Annotated in this window: 21 protein-coding genes; 12 read left to right on the top strand and 9 right to left on the bottom strand. The window is 71.1% G+C overall.

Annotation, left to right across the window (positions count from 1 at the left end; genetic code table 11):
• Positions 1–33: 33 nt before the first annotated feature.
• Positions 34–1617 (bottom strand): RNA polymerase sigma factor, encoded by a 1584-nt coding sequence (locus tag ACKOQ4_RS10130; RefSeq protein ID WP_526291477.1) that lies wholly within the window; start codon positions 1615–1617, stop codon positions 34–36.
• A gap of 482 nt (positions 1618–2099) precedes the next feature.
• Positions 2100–2876 carry a polyphosphate--glucose phosphotransferase gene (gene ppgK / locus ACKOQ4_RS10125; RefSeq protein WP_526291393.1) on the bottom strand — a complete coding sequence of 259 codons (777 nt, stop codon included), beginning with the start codon at positions 2874–2876 and terminating at the stop codon, positions 2100–2102.
• Positions 2877–2976: 100 nt separating this feature from the next.
• Here ppgK and ACKOQ4_RS10120 point away from each other — a divergent pair, with 100 nt between their 5' ends.
• Positions 2977–3804, top strand: coding sequence for an inositol monophosphatase family protein (locus tag ACKOQ4_RS10120; protein ID WP_526291391.1), 828 nt, complete (start codon positions 2977–2979; stop codon positions 3802–3804).
• A gap of 9 nt (positions 3805–3813) precedes the next feature.
• On the opposite strand, the gene cei is transcribed toward ACKOQ4_RS10120, so the two are convergent.
• Entirely contained in the window at positions 3814–4464 is a 651-nt protein-coding gene (gene cei / locus ACKOQ4_RS10115; protein WP_526291389.1) for an envelope integrity protein Cei, read from the bottom strand.
• Positions 4465–4627: 163 nt separating this feature from the next.
• Between cei and ACKOQ4_RS10110 the strand changes: the two genes are divergently transcribed.
• A complete protein-coding gene (locus tag ACKOQ4_RS10110; RefSeq protein ID WP_526291387.1) occupies positions 4628–4930 on the top strand; it encodes a DUF4193 family protein in 303 nt (100 codons plus the stop codon).
• A gap of 7 nt (positions 4931–4937) precedes the next feature.
• Here ACKOQ4_RS10110 and ACKOQ4_RS10105 read toward each other — a convergent pair whose 3' ends face one another.
• The gene (locus tag ACKOQ4_RS10105; protein ID WP_526291385.1) at positions 4938–5414 is read right to left on the bottom strand and encodes a DUF3093 family protein; all 477 of its coding nucleotides are present in this window, start codon (positions 5412–5414) and stop codon (positions 4938–4940) included.
• Between the two features lie 25 nt (positions 5415–5439).
• Between ACKOQ4_RS10105 and dut the strand changes: the two genes are divergently transcribed.
• A complete protein-coding gene (gene dut, locus ACKOQ4_RS10100; protein ID WP_526291383.1) occupies positions 5440–5904 on the top strand; it encodes a dUTP diphosphatase in 465 nt (154 codons plus the stop codon).
• Positions 5901–6668, top strand: coding sequence for a DUF3710 domain-containing protein (locus tag ACKOQ4_RS10095; protein ID WP_526291381.1), 768 nt, complete (start codon positions 5901–5903; stop codon positions 6666–6668). The genes dut and ACKOQ4_RS10095 overlap by 4 nt, the downstream gene beginning before the upstream one ends.
• 34 nt (positions 6669–6702) lie before the next feature.
• Here ACKOQ4_RS10095 and ACKOQ4_RS10090 read toward each other — a convergent pair whose 3' ends face one another.
• A complete protein-coding gene (locus ACKOQ4_RS10090; protein WP_526291379.1) occupies positions 6703–7398 on the bottom strand; it encodes an alpha/beta fold hydrolase in 696 nt (231 codons plus the stop codon).
• A gap of 96 nt (positions 7399–7494) precedes the next feature.
• On the opposite strand from ACKOQ4_RS10090, the gene ACKOQ4_RS10085 reads away from it, so the two are divergent.
• Together ACKOQ4_RS10085 and ACKOQ4_RS10080 are read left to right on the top strand one after the other, a co-directional pair.
• Entirely contained in the window at positions 7495–7866 is a 372-nt protein-coding gene (locus ACKOQ4_RS10085; RefSeq protein WP_526291377.1) for an OB-fold nucleic acid binding domain-containing protein, read from the top strand.
• A gap of 71 nt (positions 7867–7937) precedes the next feature.
• A complete protein-coding gene (locus tag ACKOQ4_RS10080; protein ID WP_526291475.1) occupies positions 7938–8531 on the top strand; it encodes a DUF3159 domain-containing protein in 594 nt (197 codons plus the stop codon).
• Here the strand turns inward: ACKOQ4_RS10080 and ACKOQ4_RS10075 are convergent.
• Both ACKOQ4_RS10075 and ACKOQ4_RS10070 read right to left on the bottom strand, forming a co-directional pair.
• Positions 8528–9187: a potassium channel family protein gene (locus tag ACKOQ4_RS10075; protein ID WP_526291375.1), complete on the bottom strand. Its 660-nt coding sequence runs from the start codon at positions 9185–9187 to the stop codon at positions 8528–8530. The two genes, ACKOQ4_RS10080 and ACKOQ4_RS10075, sit on opposite strands and share 4 nt — an antisense overlap.
• Positions 9184–9855 carry a potassium channel family protein gene (locus ACKOQ4_RS10070; RefSeq protein WP_526291373.1) on the bottom strand — a complete coding sequence of 224 codons (672 nt, stop codon included), beginning with the start codon at positions 9853–9855 and terminating at the stop codon, positions 9184–9186. Before ACKOQ4_RS10070 ends, ACKOQ4_RS10075 begins: the two co-directional genes overlap by 4 nt.
• Before the next feature lie 95 nt (positions 9856–9950).
• Here ACKOQ4_RS10070 and ACKOQ4_RS10065 point away from each other — a divergent pair, with 95 nt between their 5' ends.
• Genes ACKOQ4_RS10065 through dxs form a run of 4 tightly spaced genes read left to right on the top strand, consistent with a single transcriptional unit; the run spans position 9951 to position 16393 of the window.
• A complete protein-coding gene (locus tag ACKOQ4_RS10065) occupies positions 9951–11942 on the top strand; it encodes an amino acid permease (protein WP_526291371.1) in 1992 nt (663 codons plus the stop codon).
• Complete coding sequence (locus ACKOQ4_RS10060; protein WP_526291369.1) at positions 11939–13123, top strand: class I SAM-dependent RNA methyltransferase; 1185 nt, start codon at positions 11939–11941, stop codon at positions 13121–13123. The genes ACKOQ4_RS10065 and ACKOQ4_RS10060 overlap by 4 nt, the downstream gene beginning before the upstream one ends.
• A 15-nt stretch (positions 13124–13138) precedes the next feature.
• Positions 13139–14476, top strand: coding sequence for a Na+/H+ antiporter NhaA (nhaA, locus tag ACKOQ4_RS10055; RefSeq protein WP_526291367.1), 1338 nt, complete (start codon positions 13139–13141; stop codon positions 14474–14476).
• A gap of 9 nt (positions 14477–14485) precedes the next feature.
• The gene (gene dxs / locus ACKOQ4_RS10050) at positions 14486–16393 is read left to right on the top strand and encodes a 1-deoxy-D-xylulose-5-phosphate synthase (protein WP_526291365.1); all 1908 of its coding nucleotides are present in this window, start codon (positions 14486–14488) and stop codon (positions 16391–16393) included.
• Here the strand turns inward: dxs and ACKOQ4_RS10045 are convergent.
• On the bottom strand, positions 16390–17658 hold the full coding sequence (locus ACKOQ4_RS10045) for an HRDC domain-containing protein (RefSeq protein ID WP_526291363.1): 1269 nt from the start codon (positions 17656–17658) through the stop codon (positions 16390–16392). The two genes, dxs and ACKOQ4_RS10045, sit on opposite strands and share 4 nt — an antisense overlap.
• A 1-nt stretch (position 17659) precedes the next feature.
• Positions 17660–18196, bottom strand: a complete 537-nt coding sequence (locus ACKOQ4_RS10040) for a DUF3000 family protein (protein ID WP_526291473.1) — start codon at positions 18194–18196, stop codon at positions 17660–17662.
• 136 nt (positions 18197–18332) lie between these two features.
• Between ACKOQ4_RS10040 and hemE the strand changes: the two genes are divergently transcribed.
• Together hemE and ACKOQ4_RS10030 are read left to right on the top strand one after the other, a co-directional pair.
• Positions 18333–19382, top strand: coding sequence for a uroporphyrinogen decarboxylase (gene hemE, locus ACKOQ4_RS10035; protein ID WP_526291361.1), 1050 nt, complete (start codon positions 18333–18335; stop codon positions 19380–19382).
• A gap of 11 nt (positions 19383–19393) precedes the next feature.
• Positions 19394–20731, top strand: a complete 1338-nt coding sequence (locus tag ACKOQ4_RS10030; protein WP_526291359.1) for a protoporphyrinogen oxidase — start codon at positions 19394–19396, stop codon at positions 20729–20731.

Here is a 20731-nt window from a genome sequence, read left to right as displayed (position 1 = left end):
CGGGACGCTCAGGTTCGTTCAGGAAGTAGGCACTCAGTCCAAGTAGTCGCGCAGCACCTGCGACCGGCTCGGGTGGCGCAGTTTGGACATGGTCTTGGACTCGATCTGCCGGATCCGCTCCCGGGTGACCCCGTACACCTGGCCGATCTCGTCGAGGGTGCGCGGTTGGCCGTCGGTGAGGCCGAAACGCAGCCGGACCACGCCGGCTTCGCGCTCGGAGAGGGTTTCCAGCACGGACTGCAGCTGATCCTGAAGCAGGGTGAACGACACCGCGTCGACGGCGACGACCGCCTCCGAGTCCTCGATGAAGTCGCCCAGCTGGCTGTCGCCCTCATCGCCGATGGTCTGGTCCAGGGAGATCGGCTCACGCGCGTACTGCTGGATCTCCAGCACCTTCTCCGGGGTGATGTCCATTTCCTTGGCCAGCTCCTCCGGGGTGGCCTCGCGGCCCAGATCCTGGAGCAGCTCGCGCTGGATGCGGCCGAGCTTGTTGATGACCTCAACCATGTGGACCGGGATCCGGATGGTGCGGGCCTGATCGGCCATCGCCCGGGTGATGGCCTGGCGGATCCACCAGGTCGCGTAGGTGGAGAACTTGTAGCCCTTGGTGTAGTCGAACTTCTCGACGGCGCGGATCAGGCCGAGGTTGCCTTCCTGGATGAGGTCCAGGAACGCCATGCCGCGGCCGGTGTAGCGCTTGGCAAGCGAGACCACCAGACGCAGATTCGCTTCCAGCAGATGGTTTTTCGCTCGTTCGCCGTCGCGGCAGATCCACTGCATATCCCGGCGCTGCTGGACCGGAAGCTTGGTGCCGCCCTCGGTCAGTTCGGCCATCTTCTGGGTGGCGTACAGGCCCGCCTCGATGCGTTTGGCCAGCTCCACCTCTTCCTCGGCGTTGAGCAGCGCGACCTTGCCGATCTGCTTGAGGTAGGCACGGACCGAGTCGGCCGACGCGGTGAGCTCGGCGTCCTTGCGGGCCTGGCGCAGGGCCTCCGACTCCTCCTCGTCCCAGACGAAGTCGCCGGAGGCCTTGTCGTTCTCGGACGGCTCGGCGATGTCTTCGTCGTCCACGACCTCCGCGACGGCGCCTGGCTCACCGGCCACCGCCGCGGCGACCACGTCGTCGACGACGACCTCGAGGTCCTCCAGGTCGATCTCCACGACGTCGATATCGGCCTCGGCCGGCGCGAGGATCTCGGCGTCCTCGGTGAGGACTTTGGTCTTGGCCTCGGTGCCCTTGGCCGCCCTCTTTGCCGGGGCTGCCTTTGCCGGCGCTGGCTTGGCGGGGGCTTTGGCGGTGGTTTTGGCGGTGGTTTTGGTGGTCGGTGCTTTTCTGGCGGGTGCGGCGGCTTTTTTGGCCGGGGCTGCCTTTGCCGGCGCTGGCTTGGCGGTGGTTTTGGCGGTGGTTTTGGCGGTGGTTTTGGTGGCCGGTGCTTTTCTGGCGGGTGCGGGTGCGGCGGCTTTCTTGGCCGGTGTCTTCCTGGTCGGCGCGGCCTTGGCGGGCGCTACCGCCTTGGCGGGGGCTTTGGCGGTGGTTTTGGTGGCCGGTGCTTTTTTGGCGGGTGCGGTGGCTTTCTTGGCCGGTGTCGTGCCGGCCGGTGCCTTCCTCGCCGGCACCGGCTTGGCCGGGGGCTTCCGGCCGGCCGGGGCCTTGACCGGTGCCTTTGCTGTCTTGACGGCCTTGGTAGGGGCTTTGGCGGCCTTCGCCGGGGCCGCCTTCGCCGTGGCCGGGGCCTTGGGTGCAGTCCGTCCGGTGGCCTTTGCGGCCACCTTCGCCAGCATGTTTCGGGCGGTCTTGCCGGCCGTGCTCTTCTGTGCGGGGGCTGGGGCGGTCGCCTTGGCAGCCTTGGCGGGCGTCTTCGTGGCGGTGCGCTTGGCCGGTTTCGCGGTTGCCTGGCTTGTTCTGGCGGCCACGTACACCCTTCCTGGACTGTCTGCGGGCTTCGGCGGGGCACGCACATGCGCCACCGGAAAGCGTCGATTATGGGAAATATCGGCGGTGATCGGGGTAGATCCTCACCGCTGGGTTCCGCGGCCGCCGCGTGCCATTGTAACGACTGTTCGGCCCCATCCCGGCATCGCGGATCCGGCGGTCCGCCTCAGTCGCCTGCCTGTTCCCGGGCGGCGGCCATCGCCGCGCCGACCATTCCGGCGGAGTTGAGCAGCTCGGCTGGCACGACCGGCGTGCGGTTCTTCAGCAGCGGGATCCACTTGTCGGCCTTCCGGCTGATCCCGCCGCCGGCGATGAACAAGTCCGGCCAGATGGCGTTCTCGACCGCCACGAGCACCCAGGTGACCTGTTTGGTCCACTTGCGGTAACTCCACCCCTTGCGTTCCATGACTGAAGACGCCGCCCGGGCTTCAGCCTCCTTGCCGCCTACCTCCAGGTGACCGAACTCGGTGTTGGGCAGCAGAATTCCGTGATGGATCACCGCCGAGCCGATGCCGGTTCCGAAGGTCAGCAGCACTACCACGCCGTCCTTGTTGCGCCCGGCGCCGTAGCGCTGTTCGGCCAGTCCGGCCGCGTCGGCGTCGTTGAGCACGGTGACGGGCTGACCGCCCAGTGCGGCGCTCATCTCTTGCGCGGCGTTGCGGCCGATCCAGCTGCTGTCGACGTTCGCCGCGGTCTGCACCACCCCGTTGACCACGACTCCCGGATAGGTCACGCCCAGCGGGCCGGTCCAGTCGAAATGCCGCACCACCTCGGCGACGGTCTTGGTGACGGCTTCGGGTGTCGCGGGCTGCGGTGTCTCCAGCCGGAACCGGTCGCCGACGAGCTGGCCGGTGTCGAGGTCGACGATGGCGCCCTTGACGCCGCTGCCGCCGACGTCCACACCGAGCGCCCGGCGAGCGTTGCCTGGCTGGGTCGCATCCATTTGCTGGGTCCTCCCTGTCGTGAGCAGCGTAGTCAAACAGTAGTGGTTCGGGGCACCCCCGACGTGCGGATTGAGGGCGCGATTGTGTTGCGATAGCAGTGTGAACGACGACCGGCCCGAACAGCTGCGCGAGGTAGCCGAGCGTCTGGTCGCAGAGGCGGCCGACTTCGTGCGCGGCCGGCGGGCCGAGATCATCGGCGCGGGTTCGGCGGCCGTGCGCACGAAGAGCAGCCCGACCGATCCGGTGACCCTCGCCGACACCGAGACCGAGCGACTGGTGCGCGAACGGCTGAGCCGGCTGCGTCCGGGCGACGGAATCCTGGGCGAGGAGGGCGGGGGCGCGCCGTCCGGTGGCGCCGTGCGGTGGGTGGTGGACCCGATAGACGGCACGGTCAACTTCCTCTACGGCATCCCGGCCTATGCGATCTCACTTGCCGCCCAGGTCGACGGTGTGTCGGTGGCGGGGGCGGTCGCCGATGTCGCCGGCGGCCAGATCTATTCGGCCGCTGCGGGATTGGGCGCGCACGTCTCCTCGGAGAGCGGGCGGCGGCGGTTGCGCTGCAACGATGTGGACGACTTGTCCATGGCACTGCTGGGTACCGGTTTCGGCTATTCGCCACCGCGGCGCGCCGCACAGGCGGCGTTACTGGCGAAGCTGATGCCCGAGGTTCGCGACCTGCGCCGGCTGGGCTCGGCTGCACTGGACCTGTGCATGGTGGCCGCCGGCCGGCTCGACGCGCACTACGAACACGGATTGCACGAATGGGACTGGGCGGCCGGTGCGCTGATCGCATCGGAGGCGGGTGCGGTGGTGTTGCTCCCGGCCGACGGCCCGGGGGCGGGTCTGCTGCTGGCTGCGGCGCCGGGGGTCGCCGCCCACCTGATCGAGGCGCTCGAGCGGTGCGGCGGTCTGGGGCCGCTGCCGTGACCCGGGCCTTCAGCAGGTCCCGTTGTGAATCTTGGTGATCAGGGCCGAATCCGCAGGCTCGGTCGCCCCGGGCCGCAGGCCGGAGAGCACCGCCGCGATGTCGTCGCTGTTGGCCAGCGAGGTGAAATCGGTGCCGATCACCAGATCCACCGAATCGTCGGACCGGTCGTCGCGGTAGAGCTCCACACACGGGGCCACCAGCCAGGCCGCCGCCGCGTTCGCGCGGCCCGCCTGCCCGAACCGGATCTGGCCCTGGCAGCTGAGCCGGCTGCCCGCGTAGATCGGGTCGTTGGCAGCGGTCGGCGCGGCGAAGCCCAGGTCGCGCAGCGCGCCGGCCACCTCGCCGGCCTGGCCGCCCTGGCCACTGGCGTTGAGGACGCGGATCTTGGTGTCGGCGAGCTTGGCCGGGGCGACGTCGGCCAAGGACGATCCGGACACCAGCTGCCCCAGCTTCGTCGCGCCGGAGTCGGCCTGGGTCGGCGGGGCGTTGCAGCCGGCGGCCTGGGCGACCTGGACCGGCCGGGACAGGACGAAGGCCCAGCAGAGCGCCGCCACGACCGCCAGGACCGCGACCGCGACTAGCCCCGGCCGGTAACTGCGCCGCACGAACGGCTGCCCGTCCTTGTCCACGGGAGAGCCCTGGCTTATGTGAGCGACCACCTGTGCACTGTAGAGGCACTGGTTCAGCGCGACAGGACACCGGGATGATCGATTGTGAGGTAATTCACAGCCGAACTCTCGATGAACGGGGCACGAATCGTTTGGCGGGGGCGTTCCACGCTGGTACAAAGCACTGCTGAGGTGTGACGAGGGGACTACGACGATGGCTACTGACTACGACGCCCCGCGGCGGACCGAGACCGACGAGGTGTCCGAGGACTCGCTCGAGGAGCTGACTGCCCGCCGCAACGAGGTGCAGTCGGCGGTTGTCGACGTCGACGAGACCGAGTCCGCCGAATCGTTCGAACTGCCGGGTGCGGACCTCTCCGGCGAGGAGCTCTCGGTCCGGGTCATCCCCAAGCAGGCCGACGAATTCACCTGCTCGAGCTGCTTTCTGGTGCATCACCGCAGTCGCCTCGCCAGGGAGAAGAAGGGCGAGATGATCTGCACCGACTGCGCCGCCTGACGGGGATTCAGGCGCGCAGCGCCGCGAGCACCCGGTCGGGGTGCCGGGTGCTCACGAGCCAATAGGGGGTCGGGTCGTCCGGATCGTCGAGGACCACCAGGGCCATCGGCCCCACCCAGTTGCGGTGCAGAACGAACGCGGCGGGGTCGAACTGCCGTCCCAGCGCGGCGGACTTGGCGCCGCGCGGGACAACGGCTGAACGGGTCACCACGGACGCCGGCAGATGGGCCTGCCCGGCCCACAGTTCCGCGTCCGGGCCGGTGCCGACCACGCGCACCTCGACCCGGCTCAGCCACAGCAGCACGCCGACGGCCACCGCCGCGAGCACTACGTAGGCCAACCAGTCCGGGAGGTTCCGCACTCCCATGTTGACCTCGGCGGCCAGTACCGCCGACAAGCCGATGCCGACGGGCCACCACCACCACGGCACCCACAGGCGCTCCCGGTAACGCACGGTTTGCGTCACGACGCGCGATCCAGACACGCGGCCAAGGGTAGTCTTTGCGATCGTGTCCACGAGTCTCGCGGTGGTCCGCCTGGACCGCGACCTCCCGCTTCCCGCGCGTGCCCACGAGGGTGACGCCGGCGTCGATCTCTACAGCGCGCAGGATGTCGAACTCGGTCCCGGGCAGCGGGCGCTGGTCCCCACCGGGATAGCGGTCGCCATCCCGCAGGGCATGGTGGGACTGGTCCATCCGCGCTCGGGTTTGGCTGCGCGTCTGGGTCTTTCGATCGTCAACTCCCCGGGAACCATCGACGCCGGGTATCGCGGGGAGATCAAAGTAGCGCTGATCAACCTTGACCCGGCGACGCCGATCGCGCTGCGGCGCGGTGACCGCATCGCCCAGTTGGTCCTACAGCGCGTCGAACTGCCCGACCTGGTCGAGGTGGCGTCATTCGACGAGGCGGGCCTGGCCGACACCACCCGTGGCCAGGGCGGTCACGGTTCCTCCGGCGGACATGCGAGTTTGTGATGGCATTCGGCAGACGTAAACGGGACCGGGACGGGGACACGGCCGCGGCGGCTGACCCGGCTGAGGCCGACGAGACCGCCGCCGGAGCAGCGGCCGACGCGGTGTACGAGGACGCGGTCGAAGAGCAGGAACCGGCGGCCTACGCCGGCGACGAGCCGGACGGCCCGTTCGACATCGAGGATTTCGAGGATCCCGAGCAGGCCGCGCTGGCCCGTCTCGACCTCGGCTCGGTGCTGATCCCGATGCCGCCAGGCGGCCAGATCCAGGTCGAGTTCAACCAGGAGGGCGTGCCGACCGCTATCTGGGTGGTGACCCCCAACGGCCGGTTCACCATCGCCGCCTATGCCGCTCCCAAATCTCCCGGGCTGTGGCGGGAGGTGGCCGCCGAGCTGGCCGAGGCGCTGCGCAACGACAACGCCGCGGTCTCCATCGAATCCGGCCCGTGGGGCCGCGAGGTGGTGGGCGTCGGCGCCGGCGCGGTCCGATTCATCGGAGTTGACGGATATCGCTGGATGGTCCGCTGCGTCGTCAACGGGATGTTGCAGTCCATGCCGGCTCTGGTACTCGAGGCGCGAGAAGCGCTGGCGGACACAGTGATTCGTCGCGGCGAAACCCCGCTGCCGGTGCGCACGCCACTGCCGGTGCAGTTACCCGAGGAGCTGGCCGCACAGATGCGCGCAGCGGCGGCGCAGCAGGCGCAGCAGGCCATGATGGCCGCCCAGCAGGCGTTCCTCGCCGAGCAGCAACGTCAGCAGGCCACGTAAGCCGCCGGGCGCCGGATCTGTCGCGCGCAGGGCGCTAGCCGATCGCACGCAGGGCGTCGACGCACGCCCGCCCCAGCAGCGCCGGGTCGGGACCGAACTGGTCGAGTCGTACCGTGCGCAGGGCGGCGCGCGGCGCGCAGGCCGCCCAGTCGGCGGCGACCGCCGCGGGATGAACCGGGTCGTCGGCCGCCGCCACCACGGCCAGGGGTGCGGTCAGCCGGCGCAACTCGGCCCGGGTCGGCGCGACGCAGCCCGCCGCCTCCTCCATGGCATCGGGCAGCAACGGCCACTGCCGTTGCCAGGACCGGGCCAATTCGTCAGCCAGCCAGGGCGGGCTCGACGCGCGCATCGCCGCCGTGGTGGCCGCCAGTCCGTCCCTGCGCAGCAGTTCGGCGGTGTGGCGGGCCGAGGACGCGGCCGGGGCCTCGCCGGGCTCTCCGGTCCAGGGCGGGAGCACCGCCAGCACCGCCACGGCGCGGTCCGGGTGGGCCAGCGCCCAGCGGGCCGCCAGGACCGCCCCCAGCGACACCCCGCCGACGGCGATCCGCCCGCCGGCCCGGTCCAGGGCCTGCAGGCAGCCGTCCACCAGCCGGCCGGGCTCCGGCGCCACCGCGACGACCCGCGCGCCGACCTGCTCGAGCGGGCCGGCGAGGGCCCGGCGCAGGTAGTCGTCATCGGACCCGGTGCCCGGTAGCAGGACCGTGACCACATCGCGCAGGCTGACCGCCACCCCATGATCGTGCCCGTCGTAGCCAAGCCGAACCAAGAGGGCTACCGTGGCGGTGGTTGACCGGAACTTCAGGAGACCGGAACTTCAGGAGACATCATGGCCACGGCCGAAGGCTTTGTGCGGCGTCTGACCCGCAAACTCACGGAGAACCCCGAGGATCGCGATGCCGAGGAGCTGACAGGGGAGGCCGTCAACACCGGCGCACACCGGGCCGTGGACTGCTGCCGGGGCCAGGAAGTGACCATGGTCGGCACGCTTCGCAGCGTGGAGACCAACGCGAAAGGCTGCGCCGGCGGTGTGCGCGCCGAGCTGTTCGACGGCACCGACACGGTCACGCTGGTGTGGCTCGGCCAGCGCAGGATTCCCGGCATCGAGTGCGGCCGTACCCTGCGTGTGCGCGGCCGGCTGGGCATGCTCGACAACGGCGGCAAGGCGATCTACAACCCGCACTACGAGATCCAGCGTTGACCGCCGCCGGTACCCCGGCTCAGGACGCGGCTGAGGCCAAGCCCACCCCTGGCCAGGCGCTGCTGGGTCAGATGGGCGGCGTCAGCGGCCTGGTCTACTCGGCCCTGCCGGTCGCGGTGCTGGTGCCGGTCAACACCGCCTTCGGGCTGCTGCCGGCGCTGCTGTCCGCCCTCGCCGTGGCCGCGGCGATCCTGGTGTGGCGGCTGGTGCGGCGGGACTCGGTGCAGCCGGCGGTCACCGGCTTCGTCGGCGTGGGCATCAGTGCCCTGATCGCCTGGGCGGTCGGAGCCTCCAAGGGGTACTTCCTGCTGGGCATCTGGACCTCGCTGCTGTGGGCGACGGTCTTCGCGGCGTCGGTGCTGATCCGCAGGCCGGTGGTGGGATACATCTGGAGCTGGGTCAACGGCCACGACCGCGCGTGGCGCGCCTCACGCCGGGCGGTGCTGGCCTTCGACCTCGCGACACTGACCTGGGTGGCGGTGTTCAGCGCGCGATTCCTGGTCCAGCACCACCTCTACGACGCGGACAAGACCGGATGGCTCGGGGTGGCCCGCATCGCAATGGGCTGGCCGCTGACGGCCATCGCCGCCCTGATCACCTATCTGGCGATCCGGGCCGCCCAGCGCGCGATGCACGCCGAGCACGCGGCCGCGGCGGACAACTAGCCGCCTGCCAGCAGGGTGCGCAGGTCGCCCTCCACGTCGGGGGAGGCGACGAACAGCAGTTCGTCCCCGCCCTCCAGGGGCTGGTCGGGCTCCGGCACGATCACCCGGGCACCCCTCAGGATCGTCACCAGGGCGACATCGCGGGGCAGGTCGAGCTTGCGCACCGGCCGTCCGCCCCACGGGGTGTCCTCGGGCAGGGTGATCTCGACCAGGTTGGCATTGCCCTGACGGAACTCCAGCAACCGCACCACGTCGCCGACGGCGAAGGCCTCTTCCACCAGCGAGGCCAGCATCCGCGGGGTGGACACCGCGACGTCGACGCCCCAGCTGTTGTCGAAGAGCCACTCATTTCGCGGATCGTTGACGCGGGCCACCACCCGGGGCACCGCGAACTCGGTCTTGGCCAGCAGCGAGAGCACGACGTTGACCTTGTCGTCGCCGGTCGCGGCGATCACCACGTCGAAGTCCTGCAACTGGACCGCCTCCAGCAGGCTCAGTTCGCAGGCGTCGCCGAAACACCAGTGCGCGGCCGGGATCGCCTCGACGTCGAAGTGGCCGGGATTGCGTTCTATCAGCGTGACGTCGTGCTGGTTGTCGACCAGTTCGCGGGCGATGGACCGGCCGACCGCGCCCGCCCCGGCGATCGCGACCCTCATTCGCCGACCCCGTCGGCCGGCGGCAGCGCCGCGATGGCCAGCGCCTCCGCGGCGCTGCCCGACACCGCGGCCAGGTACACCTGGTCGCCGGCCTGGACGACCGTCTTGGCCTCCGGCAGCACCCCGGTGCCGAACCTGATCAGGAACGCCACCCGCGCCCCGGTCGCCTCCTCGAGGCTGGTGACGCGGTGTCCGATCCAGCCCTCGTCCAGCGGCGCCTCTGCCACCGCGACCGTCCCGGTCGGGTCGCGCCAGCGCGCGGTTTCGGTGTCGTGGGTCAGGGTGTTGAGCAGTCGGTCGGTGGTCCACGGCACGGTCGCGATGGTCGGAATGCCCAGCCGCTCGTAGACGGCGGCCCGTTTGGCGTCGTAGATCCGGGCGACCACCCGCCGCACCCCGAACATCTCCCTGGCCACCCGGGCGGAGATGATGTTGGAGTTGTCCCCGGAGGACACCGCGGCGAACGCATCGGCATGTTCAATCCCTGCCCGCAGCAACACTTCCCGGTCGAAACCCATGCCGGTGATCTGCTCGCCGGTGAACTCCGTGGAGAGCCGGTGGAAGGCGGTCGGGTCGCGGTCGATGATCGCCACGTCGTGTTCGAGCCTGGACAGCGCCTCGGCCAGTGAGGCGCCCACCCGGCCGCACCCCATCACCACTACCCGCACCTGTCGTCCTTTCGGCTGCTGGTCCGGCCCGGGAGAGGGCCGTGCGGTATGGGGAACGCTACCGCCACCGCCGGGAAGGCTTACCCTTGGCACTCGTGTCCAAGGTTTCGACCGGCATGCGCAGGCTGCTCATCGGGCAGCCGTTCCGCAGCGACAGGCTGGCCCACACGCTGCTGCCCAAGCGCGTCGCTCTGCCGGTTTTCGCCTCGGACGCGATGTCGTCGGTGGCCTACGCGCCCGAGGAGATCTTCCTGGTGCTCTCGGTCGCCGGACTGTCGGCGTACACGATGGCGCCCTGGATCGGCGTCGCGGTCGCCTTCGTCATGCTGGTGGTGGTGGCGTCCTACCGCCAGAACGTGCACGCCTACCCCTCCGGCGGCGGCGACTACGAGGTGGTGACCACCAACCTCGGCCCCACTGCCGGCCTGACGGTCGCCAGCGCATTGCTGGTCGACTACGTGCTGACGGTCGCGGTGTCGATGGCCTCGGCGATGTCCAACATCGGCTCCGCGGTGCCGTTCATCGCCCAGCACAAGGTGATCTTCGCGGTGGTCGCGATCGTGCTGCTGACCGCGATGAACCTGCGGGGCATCCGCGAGTCCGGCACCGCGTTCGCGATACCGACCTACGCCTTCATCGTCGGCATGTTCATCATGCTGCTCTGGGGGCTGTTCCAGATCCACGTGCTCGACCACCCGCTGCGGGCCGAGTCGGCCGGATTCGAGCTGCATGCCGAGCACGGCGACATCACCGGCTTCGCACTGATGTTCCTGGTCGCCCGGGCCTTCTCGTCGGGCTGCGCCGCGCTGACCGGCGTCGAGGCGATCAGCAACGGCGTGCCGGCGTTCCGTAAACCGAAGTCCCGCAACGCCGCAACCACGCTGCTGATGCTGGGCGGCATCGCCGTCACCCTGCTGATGGGCATCATCCTGCTGGCGGTGGACACCGGGGTGAAGATCGCCGAGCGGCCGGCCGAACAACTCGGCGGCGCGCCGGCCGACTACCACCAGAAGACACTGGTCGCCCAACTCGCCGACGCCGTCTTCCACGACTTCAAGCCCGGTCTGTTCCTGATCACCGGTGTCACCGCGCTGATCCTGGTGCTCGCGGCCAACACCGCGTTCAACGGTTTTCCGGTGCTGGGCTCGATCCTCGCCCAGGACCGCTATCTGCCCCGCCAGCTGCACACCCGCGGCGACCGGCTGGCGTTCTCCAACGGCATCGTGTTCCTCGCCTGCGCCGCGATCGCGTTCGTGGTCGCCTTCAACGCCGAGGTCACCGCGCTGATCCAGCTGTACATCGTCGGGGTGTTCATCTCGTTCACCCTCAGCCAGATCGGGATGGTGCGGCACTGGACCCGGCTGCTGCGCACCGAGGACGACCCGACCGAGCGCCGCCGGATGATCCGCTCCAGGGTCATCAACACCATCGGGTTCGTCGCCACCGGGACGGTGTTGGTCATCGTGCTGGCGACGAAGTTCATGGCCGGCGCGTGGATCGCGATCCTGGCGATGGGCAGCCTGTTCCTGCTGATGAAGGCGATCAACCGGCACTACGACACCGTCGCGCGGGAGCTCACCCCGGTCGAGGAGGAGCGCGAGATCGTGCTGCCCAGCCGCAACCACGCGGTGGTGCTGGTGTCCAACATGCAGCTGCCGACCCTGCGTGCGCTGGCCTACGCCCGGGCGACACGGCCCGACGTGCTCGAGGCGCTCACCGTCAACGTCGACGACATCGAGACCCGCAAGCTCACCGCGGCCTGGGAGGACAGCGACATCAAGGTCCCGCTGAAGGTGGTGGCCTCGCCATACCGCGAGGTGACCGGGCCGGTCCTGGACTACGTCAAGCGGATCAGCAAGGAAGCCCCGCGCACGGTGGTCACGGTGTTCATCCCCGAGTACGTCGTCGGTCACTGGTGGGAAGGCCTGCTGCACAACCAGAGTGCGCTGCGGCTGAAGACCCGGCTGCTGTTCATCCCCAACGTGATGATGACCTCCGTTCCCTGGCAGCTCAATTCCTCCGAGCGGGTCAGGCAGTTCGAGGAACTCAGCGCTCCGGGTGACGTCCGCCGCGGCTTCGGGGAGTGACCGCCGCCGGAGCCGGACCGGTGTTGCGCACCGATGCGCCGGCGAACGGGGGCAGTTGTGTCGCCCGGCACGACGGCCGGGTGGTGTTCGTCCGCTACGCGCTGCCCGGAGAACTGGTACGGGTCCGGGTCACCGGGGAACGCGGCTCCTACTGGCATGCCGACGCCGTCGAGGTGCTCGAGGCTTCGCGGGACCGGATCCCCTCGCTGTGTCCGGTGGCCGGGGTGGACGGTGCGGGATGCTGCGACCTGGCCTTCGCCGAGCCGGCTGCCGTGCGCGCGATCAAAGCGCAGGTGGTGGCCAATCAGCTTGCGCGACTTGGTGATTACTCCTGGGACGGGGTGGCGGAACCGGTCGGTCCCGGTTCGGCGCTGGGCTGGCGGACCCGGCTGCAACTCGATGTCGGGGCCGACGGTCGCGCCGGCCTGCACCGCTACCACAGCGCTGAACTGGTCACCGACCTGCGCTGTGCGCAGCTTCCGGCCGGCATGGTGGCCGGGCTGGACGGCCCGCGCTGGCGTCCCGGTGACCGGCTGCACGTGGTCATCGACGACGACGGCCGGCGGCACGTGGTCACGACGACCCGGGGCCGGCGGGGGAGCACCGTGGTCGAGGGCGGGGCCAGGACGGTGCAGCGGGTCGGCGGGCGGGTGTGGCGGCTACCGGTGACGGCGTTCTGGCAGGCCCACCGCGACGCGGCTGCCACCTACAGTGCGCTGGTGCGGCAGTGGTCCGACGCACCGGGTGTGCGACGGGCCTGGGACCTCTACGGCGGTGCCGGACTGTTCGCGGCGGCGCTGGCCGAGGTGGTCGGGGAGCGGGGCCGCGTGCACACCGTCGACACCGCGCGCAGCGCGTCCGGCGCCGCCCGATCGGCGCTGGCGGACCTGGCGACGGTGACCGTGGTGCCGGGTTCGGTGCGCGGGTTCCTCGCCGGCCAGTCCGGGCCCGCCGACGTGGCCGTGCTCGACCCGCCCCGGGCCGGCGCCGGCCGCGACGTCATCGACCTGCTGGCCCGCGCGGGCGTGCCGCGGGTCATCCACATCGGTTGCGAGGCCGCGTCCTTCGCCCGCGACATCGGCCTCTACCGCGGCCACGGTTACCGGGTGGAGCGGATCCGGGTGTTCGACGCCTTTCCGCTCACCCATCACGTCGAGGGCGCGGCGCTGCTGCTTCGGTGAGTAGGTTCTGAAGTCATGGCCGACCAACTCCTCAGCCGCGGCTCGTGGCCGGAGACCCGGCGCGTCATCCGGATCCTGCAGAAGGAGACCGTCGGCGGGGCGATCCTGCTCGCCGCCGCGGCTGTAGCGCTGATCTGGGCGAACTCGCCCTGGGCGGCGTCCTACCACGCGCTGACGGCCACCCGGGTCGGGACCGACGGCCTCGGCCTGCACCTGAACCTGTCGCTGGGCGCGTGGGCCGCCGACGGGCTGCTGGCGATCTTCTTCTTCGTGGTGGGTCTGGAACTCAAGCGCGAGTTCGTCGCCGGTGACCTCCGCGACCCCGCCCGGGCCGCGCTGCCGATCGCCGCGGCGGTGGGCGGAATGGCGGTGCCCGCCGCGATCTTCCTGGGCTTCACCGCCGGCGTCGGCGACGGTGCGGCCCGGGGCTGGGCCACCCCGACCGCCACCGACATCGCCTTCGCGGTGGCCGTGCTCGCGGTGTTGTCCACCCATCTGCCGTCGGCGCTGCGCACCTTCCTGCTCACCCTGGCGGTGGTCGACGACCTGCTGGCGATCACCGTCATAGCGGTGTTCTACACCGCGAAGCTCAACGTGACGGCGTTGCTGCTCGCGCTGATCCCGCTGGCACTCTTCGCGGTCCTGGTGCAGCGACGGGTCCGTTCCCCGTGGGTGCTGGTCCCGATCGCGGTGGTCACCTGGGCGCTGGTCCACGAGTCGGGCGTGCACGCCACCGTCGCGGGTGTGCTGCTGGGGTTCACCGTGCCGGTGCTGCGCAACGCCCGGGACGCCGGCCGGGCCGGCCCGGACGGTCCGGGGCTGGCCGAGTACTTCGAGCATCTGATCCGCCCGGTTTCGGCCGGTTTCGCGGTCCCGGTGTTCGCCTTCTTCGCCGCCGGGGTGACCTTCGGCGGCTATGACGGTTTGGTGACCGCGCTGAGGGACCCGATCGCGCTCGGCGTCGTCGCGGGACTGGTGGTCGGCAAGACCGCCGGCGTGTTCGGCACCACCCGGCTGATGGCCGCCGTCACCCGCGCCGACCTCGACCCGTCACTGCGCTGGATCGACGTCCTCGGGGTGTCCATGCTGGCCGGGATCGGGTTCACGGTGTCCCTGCTGATCGGGGATTTGGCGTACGGATCCGACCCCGGCCGGCAGGAGGTCGTCAAGGTCGCCGTCCTCACCGGGTCTTTGCTGGCCGCCGCTCTGGCAGCCGTCGTGCTGCGGGCCCGCAACCGGCACTACCGGGCCGTTTTCGAGTTGGAGACCGTCGACGCCAACCAGGACGGGGTGCCCGACGTCTACGTCGCGCGACCGGTGGCGGGACCCGGGGCCGACGGCACCCCTGCGTAGACTGAGCGGATGCTTGAGAAGGTCCGCGGTCCTGCTGATCTGCAGCGGCTCTCGCAGGATCAGCTCTCCGATCTCGCCGAGGAGATCCGCCAGTTCCTGATCCACAAGGTGGCCGCCACCGGCGGTCACCTGGGTCCCAACCTCGGCGTGGTCGAACTCACCCTGGCGCTGCACCGGGTGTTCGACTCCCCGCACGACCCGATCATCTTCGACACCGGCCACCAGGCGTACGTGCACAAGATGCTCACCGGTCGCAGCGCGGACTTCGACACGCTGCGAATGAAGGGCGGCCTGTCGGGTTACCCGTCGCGGGCGGAGAGCGACCACGACTGGGTCGAGTCCAGCCATGCCTCGGCGGCGCTGTCGTATGCCGACGGCCTGGCGAAGGCCTTCGAACTGACCGGGCAGCACAACCGCCACGTGGTGGCCGTCGTCGGTGACGGCGCGATGACCGGCGGCATGTGCTGGGAGGCGCTGAACAACATCGCCGCCGGCAAACGGCCGGTGGTGATCGTCGTGAACGACAACGGCCGCAGCTACGCCCCGACCATCGGCGGGCTGGCCGACCACCTGGCCGGGCTGCGGCTGCAACCCGGGTACGAGCGGCTGCTCGACCGCGGCAAGCGGGCGCTGCGCGGCCTGCCCGTGATCGGCGAGGTCTGCTACCAGGCGATGCACAGCGTCAAGGTCGGTGTGAAGGACGCGGTGGCCCCCCAGGTGATGTTCGCCGACCTCGGCCTGAAGTACGTCGGCCCGATCGACGGACACGACGAGCATGCGGTGGAGAACGCGCTGCGCCACGCCCGCGGCTACAACGCGCCGGTCATCGTCCACGTCGTGACCCGCAAGGGCATGGGCTATCCGCCCGCGGAGAACGACGAGGCCGAGCAGATGCACGCCTGCGGCGTCATCGACCCCAAAACCGGTCTCGCCACGAAGATCCCGGCACCCGGCTGGACGTCGGTGTTCTCCGACGCGCTGATCGCCTACGCCGGTGCGCGCCGGGACATCGTCGCGATCACCGCGGCCATGCCCGGTCCGACCGGTCTGGCGGCCTTCGGCGAACGCTTCGCCGACCGGCTCTTCGACGTCGGCATCGCCGAGCAGCACGCGGTGACCTCGGCGGCCGGCCTGGCCATGGGCGGACTGCACCCGGTCGTCGCCATCTACTCCACCTTCCTCAATCGGGCCTTCGACCAGATCCTGATGGACGTCGCCCTGCACCGGCTTCCCGTCACGCTGGTGCTCGACCGGGCCGGCATCACCGGTAACGACGGGGCCTCCCACAACGGGATCTGGGATCTGTCGGTGCTCAACATCGTGCCGGGCATCCGGGTCGCCGCGCCCCGGGACGGCACCCGGCTGCGCGAGGAACTCGGCGAGGCACTCGAGACCGATGACGGGCCGACCGCGCTCCGATTCCCGAAAGGTGAAGTGGGCGAGGATATTCCGGCGCTCGAGCGAGTCGGCGGTATCGACGTGCTGGCCCGCCCGGCGACCGGGTTGGGCAATGACGTGCTGCTGGTCGCGGTGGGCCCGTTCGCGTCGATGGCGCTGAAGGTGGCTGATCGGCTGCGGGGGCAGGGCATCGGCGTGACGGTGGTCGACCCGCGCTGGGTGCTGCCGGTGGCCGACGCGCTGATCGCGCGGGCCGGCGAGCACAAGCTGGTGGTGACGTGTGAGGACGGGGGTGTGCGGGGCGGCGTCGGCTCGGCCGTCTCGGCGGCGCTGCGCGCCGCGGCGGTCGACACGCCCTGCCGCGACGTCGCCGTGCCGCAGGCCTTCCTCGAGCACGCCAGCCGTGACCAGGTGCTCGACGACGTCGGCTTGACCGAGCAGAACGTGGCCCGTCAGGTCACCGGGTGGGTGGCCGCCCTCGGCGCGGTCGAGGAGACGGCCGCCGAGCGGTTCGACTAGCCCGGAGGCTGCCGGGCGCGGGTGAACGCTCCCGCGAGCAGTGGCACCACCAGAGCGCGCTGCCAGTCGCGCGCACCGCCGTCGCGCAGGAACTCGTCGAGCGCCGACTCCCCGGCGGCGGCGTCGCCGTCCTGCCACTCCCAGCACAGCCGGCGCATCAGTTCCGGTGACAGCAGGTTCTCGGTCGGCACTCCCACCTGCCCGGACAGCTCGACCAGTACCGCGCGGCCGGCTTCCAGGCGCGCGGCCGCCTCGGGCTTGCGCTTGGCCCAGCGCACCGGCGGCGGGGGCCCGGTGAGCTGTTCGGAGGTTTCCGGCGGCTCGCGGTCGCTGCGGGCGGCCGCCAGCGCGTCGAGCCAGATCTGGGCGCTGCGCCGCTGCTTGGGGCCGCCGAAGACCGGGAGGGCGGTGAGTTCCTCGACGGTCTTGGGATCGGCCACCGCCGCGGCGATGATCGCCGAGTCGGGCAGGATCCGCCCGGGGGCGATGTCGCGGGTGCGGGCGATGCGGTCCCGAACGGTCCACAGTTCGCGCACCGCAGCCAGCCCCGCCGGGTTGCGGATCTTGTGCAGGCCCGAGGTGCGCCGCCACCGGTCCCGCCGGGTTGGCGTGCTCTCGGCGCAGCGCAGATGCTCGAATTCCTCGGTGGCCCAGTCGGTTTTGCTCTGCTCGTGCAGCACCGACGCCACCGCCGAACGCAACTCCAGCAGCACCTCGACGTCCAGGGCGGCGTAGTTCAGCCAGGCCGCCGGCAGCGGGCGTTTCGACCAGTCCGCGGCGCCGTGTCCCTTGACCAGACCGAGCCCCAGCAGACGCTCGACCATCGCGGCGAGGTTGACGCGCTCGAAACCGGCCAGCCGGCCGGCCAGTTCGGTGTCGTAGAGGCGGGGCGGGCGCAGACCCACCTCGGCAAGGCAGGGCAGGTCCTGGTCGGCGGCGTGCAGGATCCACTCGTCGGTGTCGAGCACCTCGGCGAGCGGCCTGAGTGTGTCGATCGGGCTGCCGCCGTGGTTGACCGGGTCGATCAGCACCGTGCCGGCCCCGCTGCGGCGGATCTGGATCAGATAGGCGCGGTTGGAGTAGCGAAAGCCCGACGCCCGCTCGGCATCGACCGCGAACGGCCCGGCGCCGGAGGCCAGTTTGTCCGCGGCCGACGCGATCTCGGCCGCGCTGACCGCCACCGGGGGAACGCCCTCGGCGGGACTGAGCAACGGGACGGGTTGCGGCGCGTCGTCGGGTTGCGGAGCGTCGTCGGGTTCCGGCATGTCAGGCGCGCGAGCGGGAGCCCAGGTCGGTGACTCCGGCAGGCGGCAGTCCGGCCGCATGCTCGAGCACCTCGCAGAACGCCTGCACATGCGTGCCGAGGGCCGGTGTGGTGGCCGTCCACGATGCCCTCATCTCCAGCTGATGGGCACGCGGCGGCCCGGAGATGTCGCCGTAGCGCACCGAGGTGGTGGCGGTGACCGTCCCGCCCAGCGCCGTGACGTGCCCGGAGCGGGCCTCCAGGGCGTCCACCAGCCAACTCCAGGCCACCTCCGGCAGCAGCGGGTCCACCGCCTCGCTGGGGTCGAGGTCGGCCTGGATGAACGCCACCAGCCGCATGGTGCCGTCCCAGGCCTCGGCCCCGTCTGGGTCGTGCAGCAGGATCAGCCGGCCGAACGCGTCGCCCTCGGCGTTCTCCGGGATGATGTCGGGCTCCGGCCGGCGCACCTCCGCTCCCAGCGCATAGCTGTATGGCGCGAGGCGCTGAGGTGGGCGGATAGGGCCGAGTTCGATCTCCGGCCGGACCTCGGCGGCGTTCATGGCCGCTACTGCCTCGCGGAACTGCGTGGGCTCCGCACTGGTCACTTATTCGACGGTAGACCCATCGGGCGGGTCTCGCGGACAGGCGCGCCGTGCCGGGGGCCCGGCCGGCCGGGACCGTGGCAGCATGTCAACCGTGAGCTCCCGCCGTCAGCTGCCCGAGGCGCCCTACCTGGCCGCCGCGGGCGGCCGCAAACCCAGCCGGATCCCGGTCTGGTTCATGCGCCAGGCCGGCCGTTCGCTGCCGGAATACCGCAAGCTGCGGGCCGCGAGCACCATGATGCAGGCCTGCTTCGACCCGGAGCTGATCTGTGAGATCACCCTCCAGCCGGTGCGGCGGCACGGTGTCGACGCGGCGATCCTGTTCTCCGACATCGTGGTCCCGCTGCGCGGCGCCGGGGTCGACCTGGACATCGTGCCCGACGTCGGCCCGGTGATCGCCAATCCGGTGCGTACCGAGGCCGACGTCAGGGCGCTGAAAGACCTCTGCCTGCAACGGGTCGGTGCGGTCGGCGACGCCGTCGGGCTGCTGATCGGGGCGCTGGGCGAGGTGCCGCTGATCGGATTCGCCGGCGCGCCGTTCACGATGGCGTCCTACCTGGTCGAAGGCGGCCCCAGCAAGCTGCACGAGCGCACCAAGACGATGATGTTCGCCGAGCCGTCCACCTGGCACGCGCTGATGGACGTCCTCGCCGAGTTGACCATCGACTTCCTGCGGGTCCAGCTCGATGCCGGGGTGGACGCCATCCAGCTGTTCGACTCCTGGGCCGGCACGCTGTCGCTGGCCGACTACCGCAGCTTCGTGCTGCCGCACAGCGCGCGCGTGTTCGACGCGCTGTCCGGCTACGGAGTCCCGATGACCCACTTCGGGGTCAACACCGCCGAGTTGCTCGGGGCGATGGGGCAGGCGGGCGCGACCGTCGTCGGGGTGGACTGGCGCACCTCGCTGGCCGACGCGGCCGCGCGGGTCGAACCGGGCAAGGCCCTGCAGGGGAACCTCGACCCGGTGGTGCTGCTGGCCGGGTGGCAGGCCGTGGAGAAGGCAGCGCGGGCGGTGGTCGACGACGGCCGGCTGGCCGTCGACGCCGGCGCCTCCGGGCACATCTTCAACCTCGGCCACGGAGTGCTGCCCGCCACCGATCCCGGCGTGATCACCGAACTGGTGGCGCTGGTGCACTCGTTGTGAGCTCCTATGCCGTGAGCTCCTATGTTGTTGTGGGCGGCGGCATTTCGGGGCTGGTGGCCGCCTACCGCATCCGTGCCGCCGCCGGCCCGGGCGCTTCGATCCGGCTGTTCGACCCCGCCGACCGGCTCGGCGGGGCGCTGCGAACCGAGACGCTCTGCGGCCGGCCGGTGGACATCGGCGCCGAGGCATTCGTCGCCCGGCGGCCTGAGGTGCCCGCGCTGCTGGCCGAGTTGGGCCTGGCCGGCCGGCAGATCACCACAACCGGGGTGCGGCCCGCCATCTACAGCCGGGACCGGTTGCATCCGCTCCCGCCGGATGCCGTCAACGGCATCCCCGGTTCCCCGGAGTCGGTGACCGGGCTGGTGGACCAGGCCACCGTCTCCCGGATGGCCGCCGAACCGGACCGTCCGATGCCCTGGCAGCCCGGCGACGACCCGTCGGTCGCCGAGCTGGTCGGTGACCGGTTCGGCGAGCAGGTCGTCGCCCGTTCGGTGGACCCGATGCTGTCGGGGGTGTACGCCGGATCGGCGGCCACCATAGGCATCCGCTCGGCGGCCCCGACCGTGGCGGCCGCCCTGGACGACGGGGCCGGGAGTCTCACCGCGGCGGTGCGCCGCGCCCGGCCGGCCAGTACCGGCGGACCGGTGTTCGGGGCCGTGGCCGGGGGATACTGCGTGCTGCTGGAGGAGTTGACCGCCCGCGGCGCGCTGGAGTGGGTTCCGGCGGCGGTCGACCACATGTACGCCGACGTCGACGGATGGACAGTGGCCGACGGCTCCGGCCGGACCTGGCGGGCCGACGCCGTGGTGGTCGCCCTCCCGGCGCGGGCGACGGCGGCGCTTCTCGAGGACATCGCACCGCGGTCCGCCGCGGCGGCGGCCAGGATCCCGGTGGCCTCCTCGGCGGTGCTGGTCATGGCCGTTCCCGCCGGCACGCCCTTCCCGCCGCAGTCCGGGGTGCTGGTGGCCGGCGGGGAGAACCTGCACTGCAAGGCGATCACGCTGTCCAGCCGCAAGTGGGGTGCCGATGGCGGCGCCGAGCTGCTGCGGATGTCCTTCGGGCGGTACGGCGACGATATCGCCGCAGGCGCCTCCGACGAGGAGTTGCGAACCTGGGCGCTGGAGGATCTGCGGACCGTGTTCGGGATCAGCGTCGACCCGGTCGCGGTGCTGGTGCACCGCTGGATCGACGCGCTGCCCCAGTACGGTCCGGGCCACGCGCAGCTGGCCGCCGAGATACGCGCCGGTTTGCCGCCCGGGCTGGCCGTCGCCGGCAACTTCCTCGACGGGGTCGGTGTGCCGGCCTGTGTGGCCGCGGCTGGGGCGGCGGCGGCCCGCGTGGCACCATAG

This window comes from Mycobacterium sp., assembly GCF_046095365.1.
In the GTDB taxonomy this organism is placed as follows: Bacteria; Actinomycetota; Actinomycetes; order Mycobacteriales; family Mycobacteriaceae; genus Mycobacterium.
The sequence above is the reverse complement of the archived record's forward strand: the minus strand, read 5'-3'. Positions and strand labels throughout refer to the sequence as shown.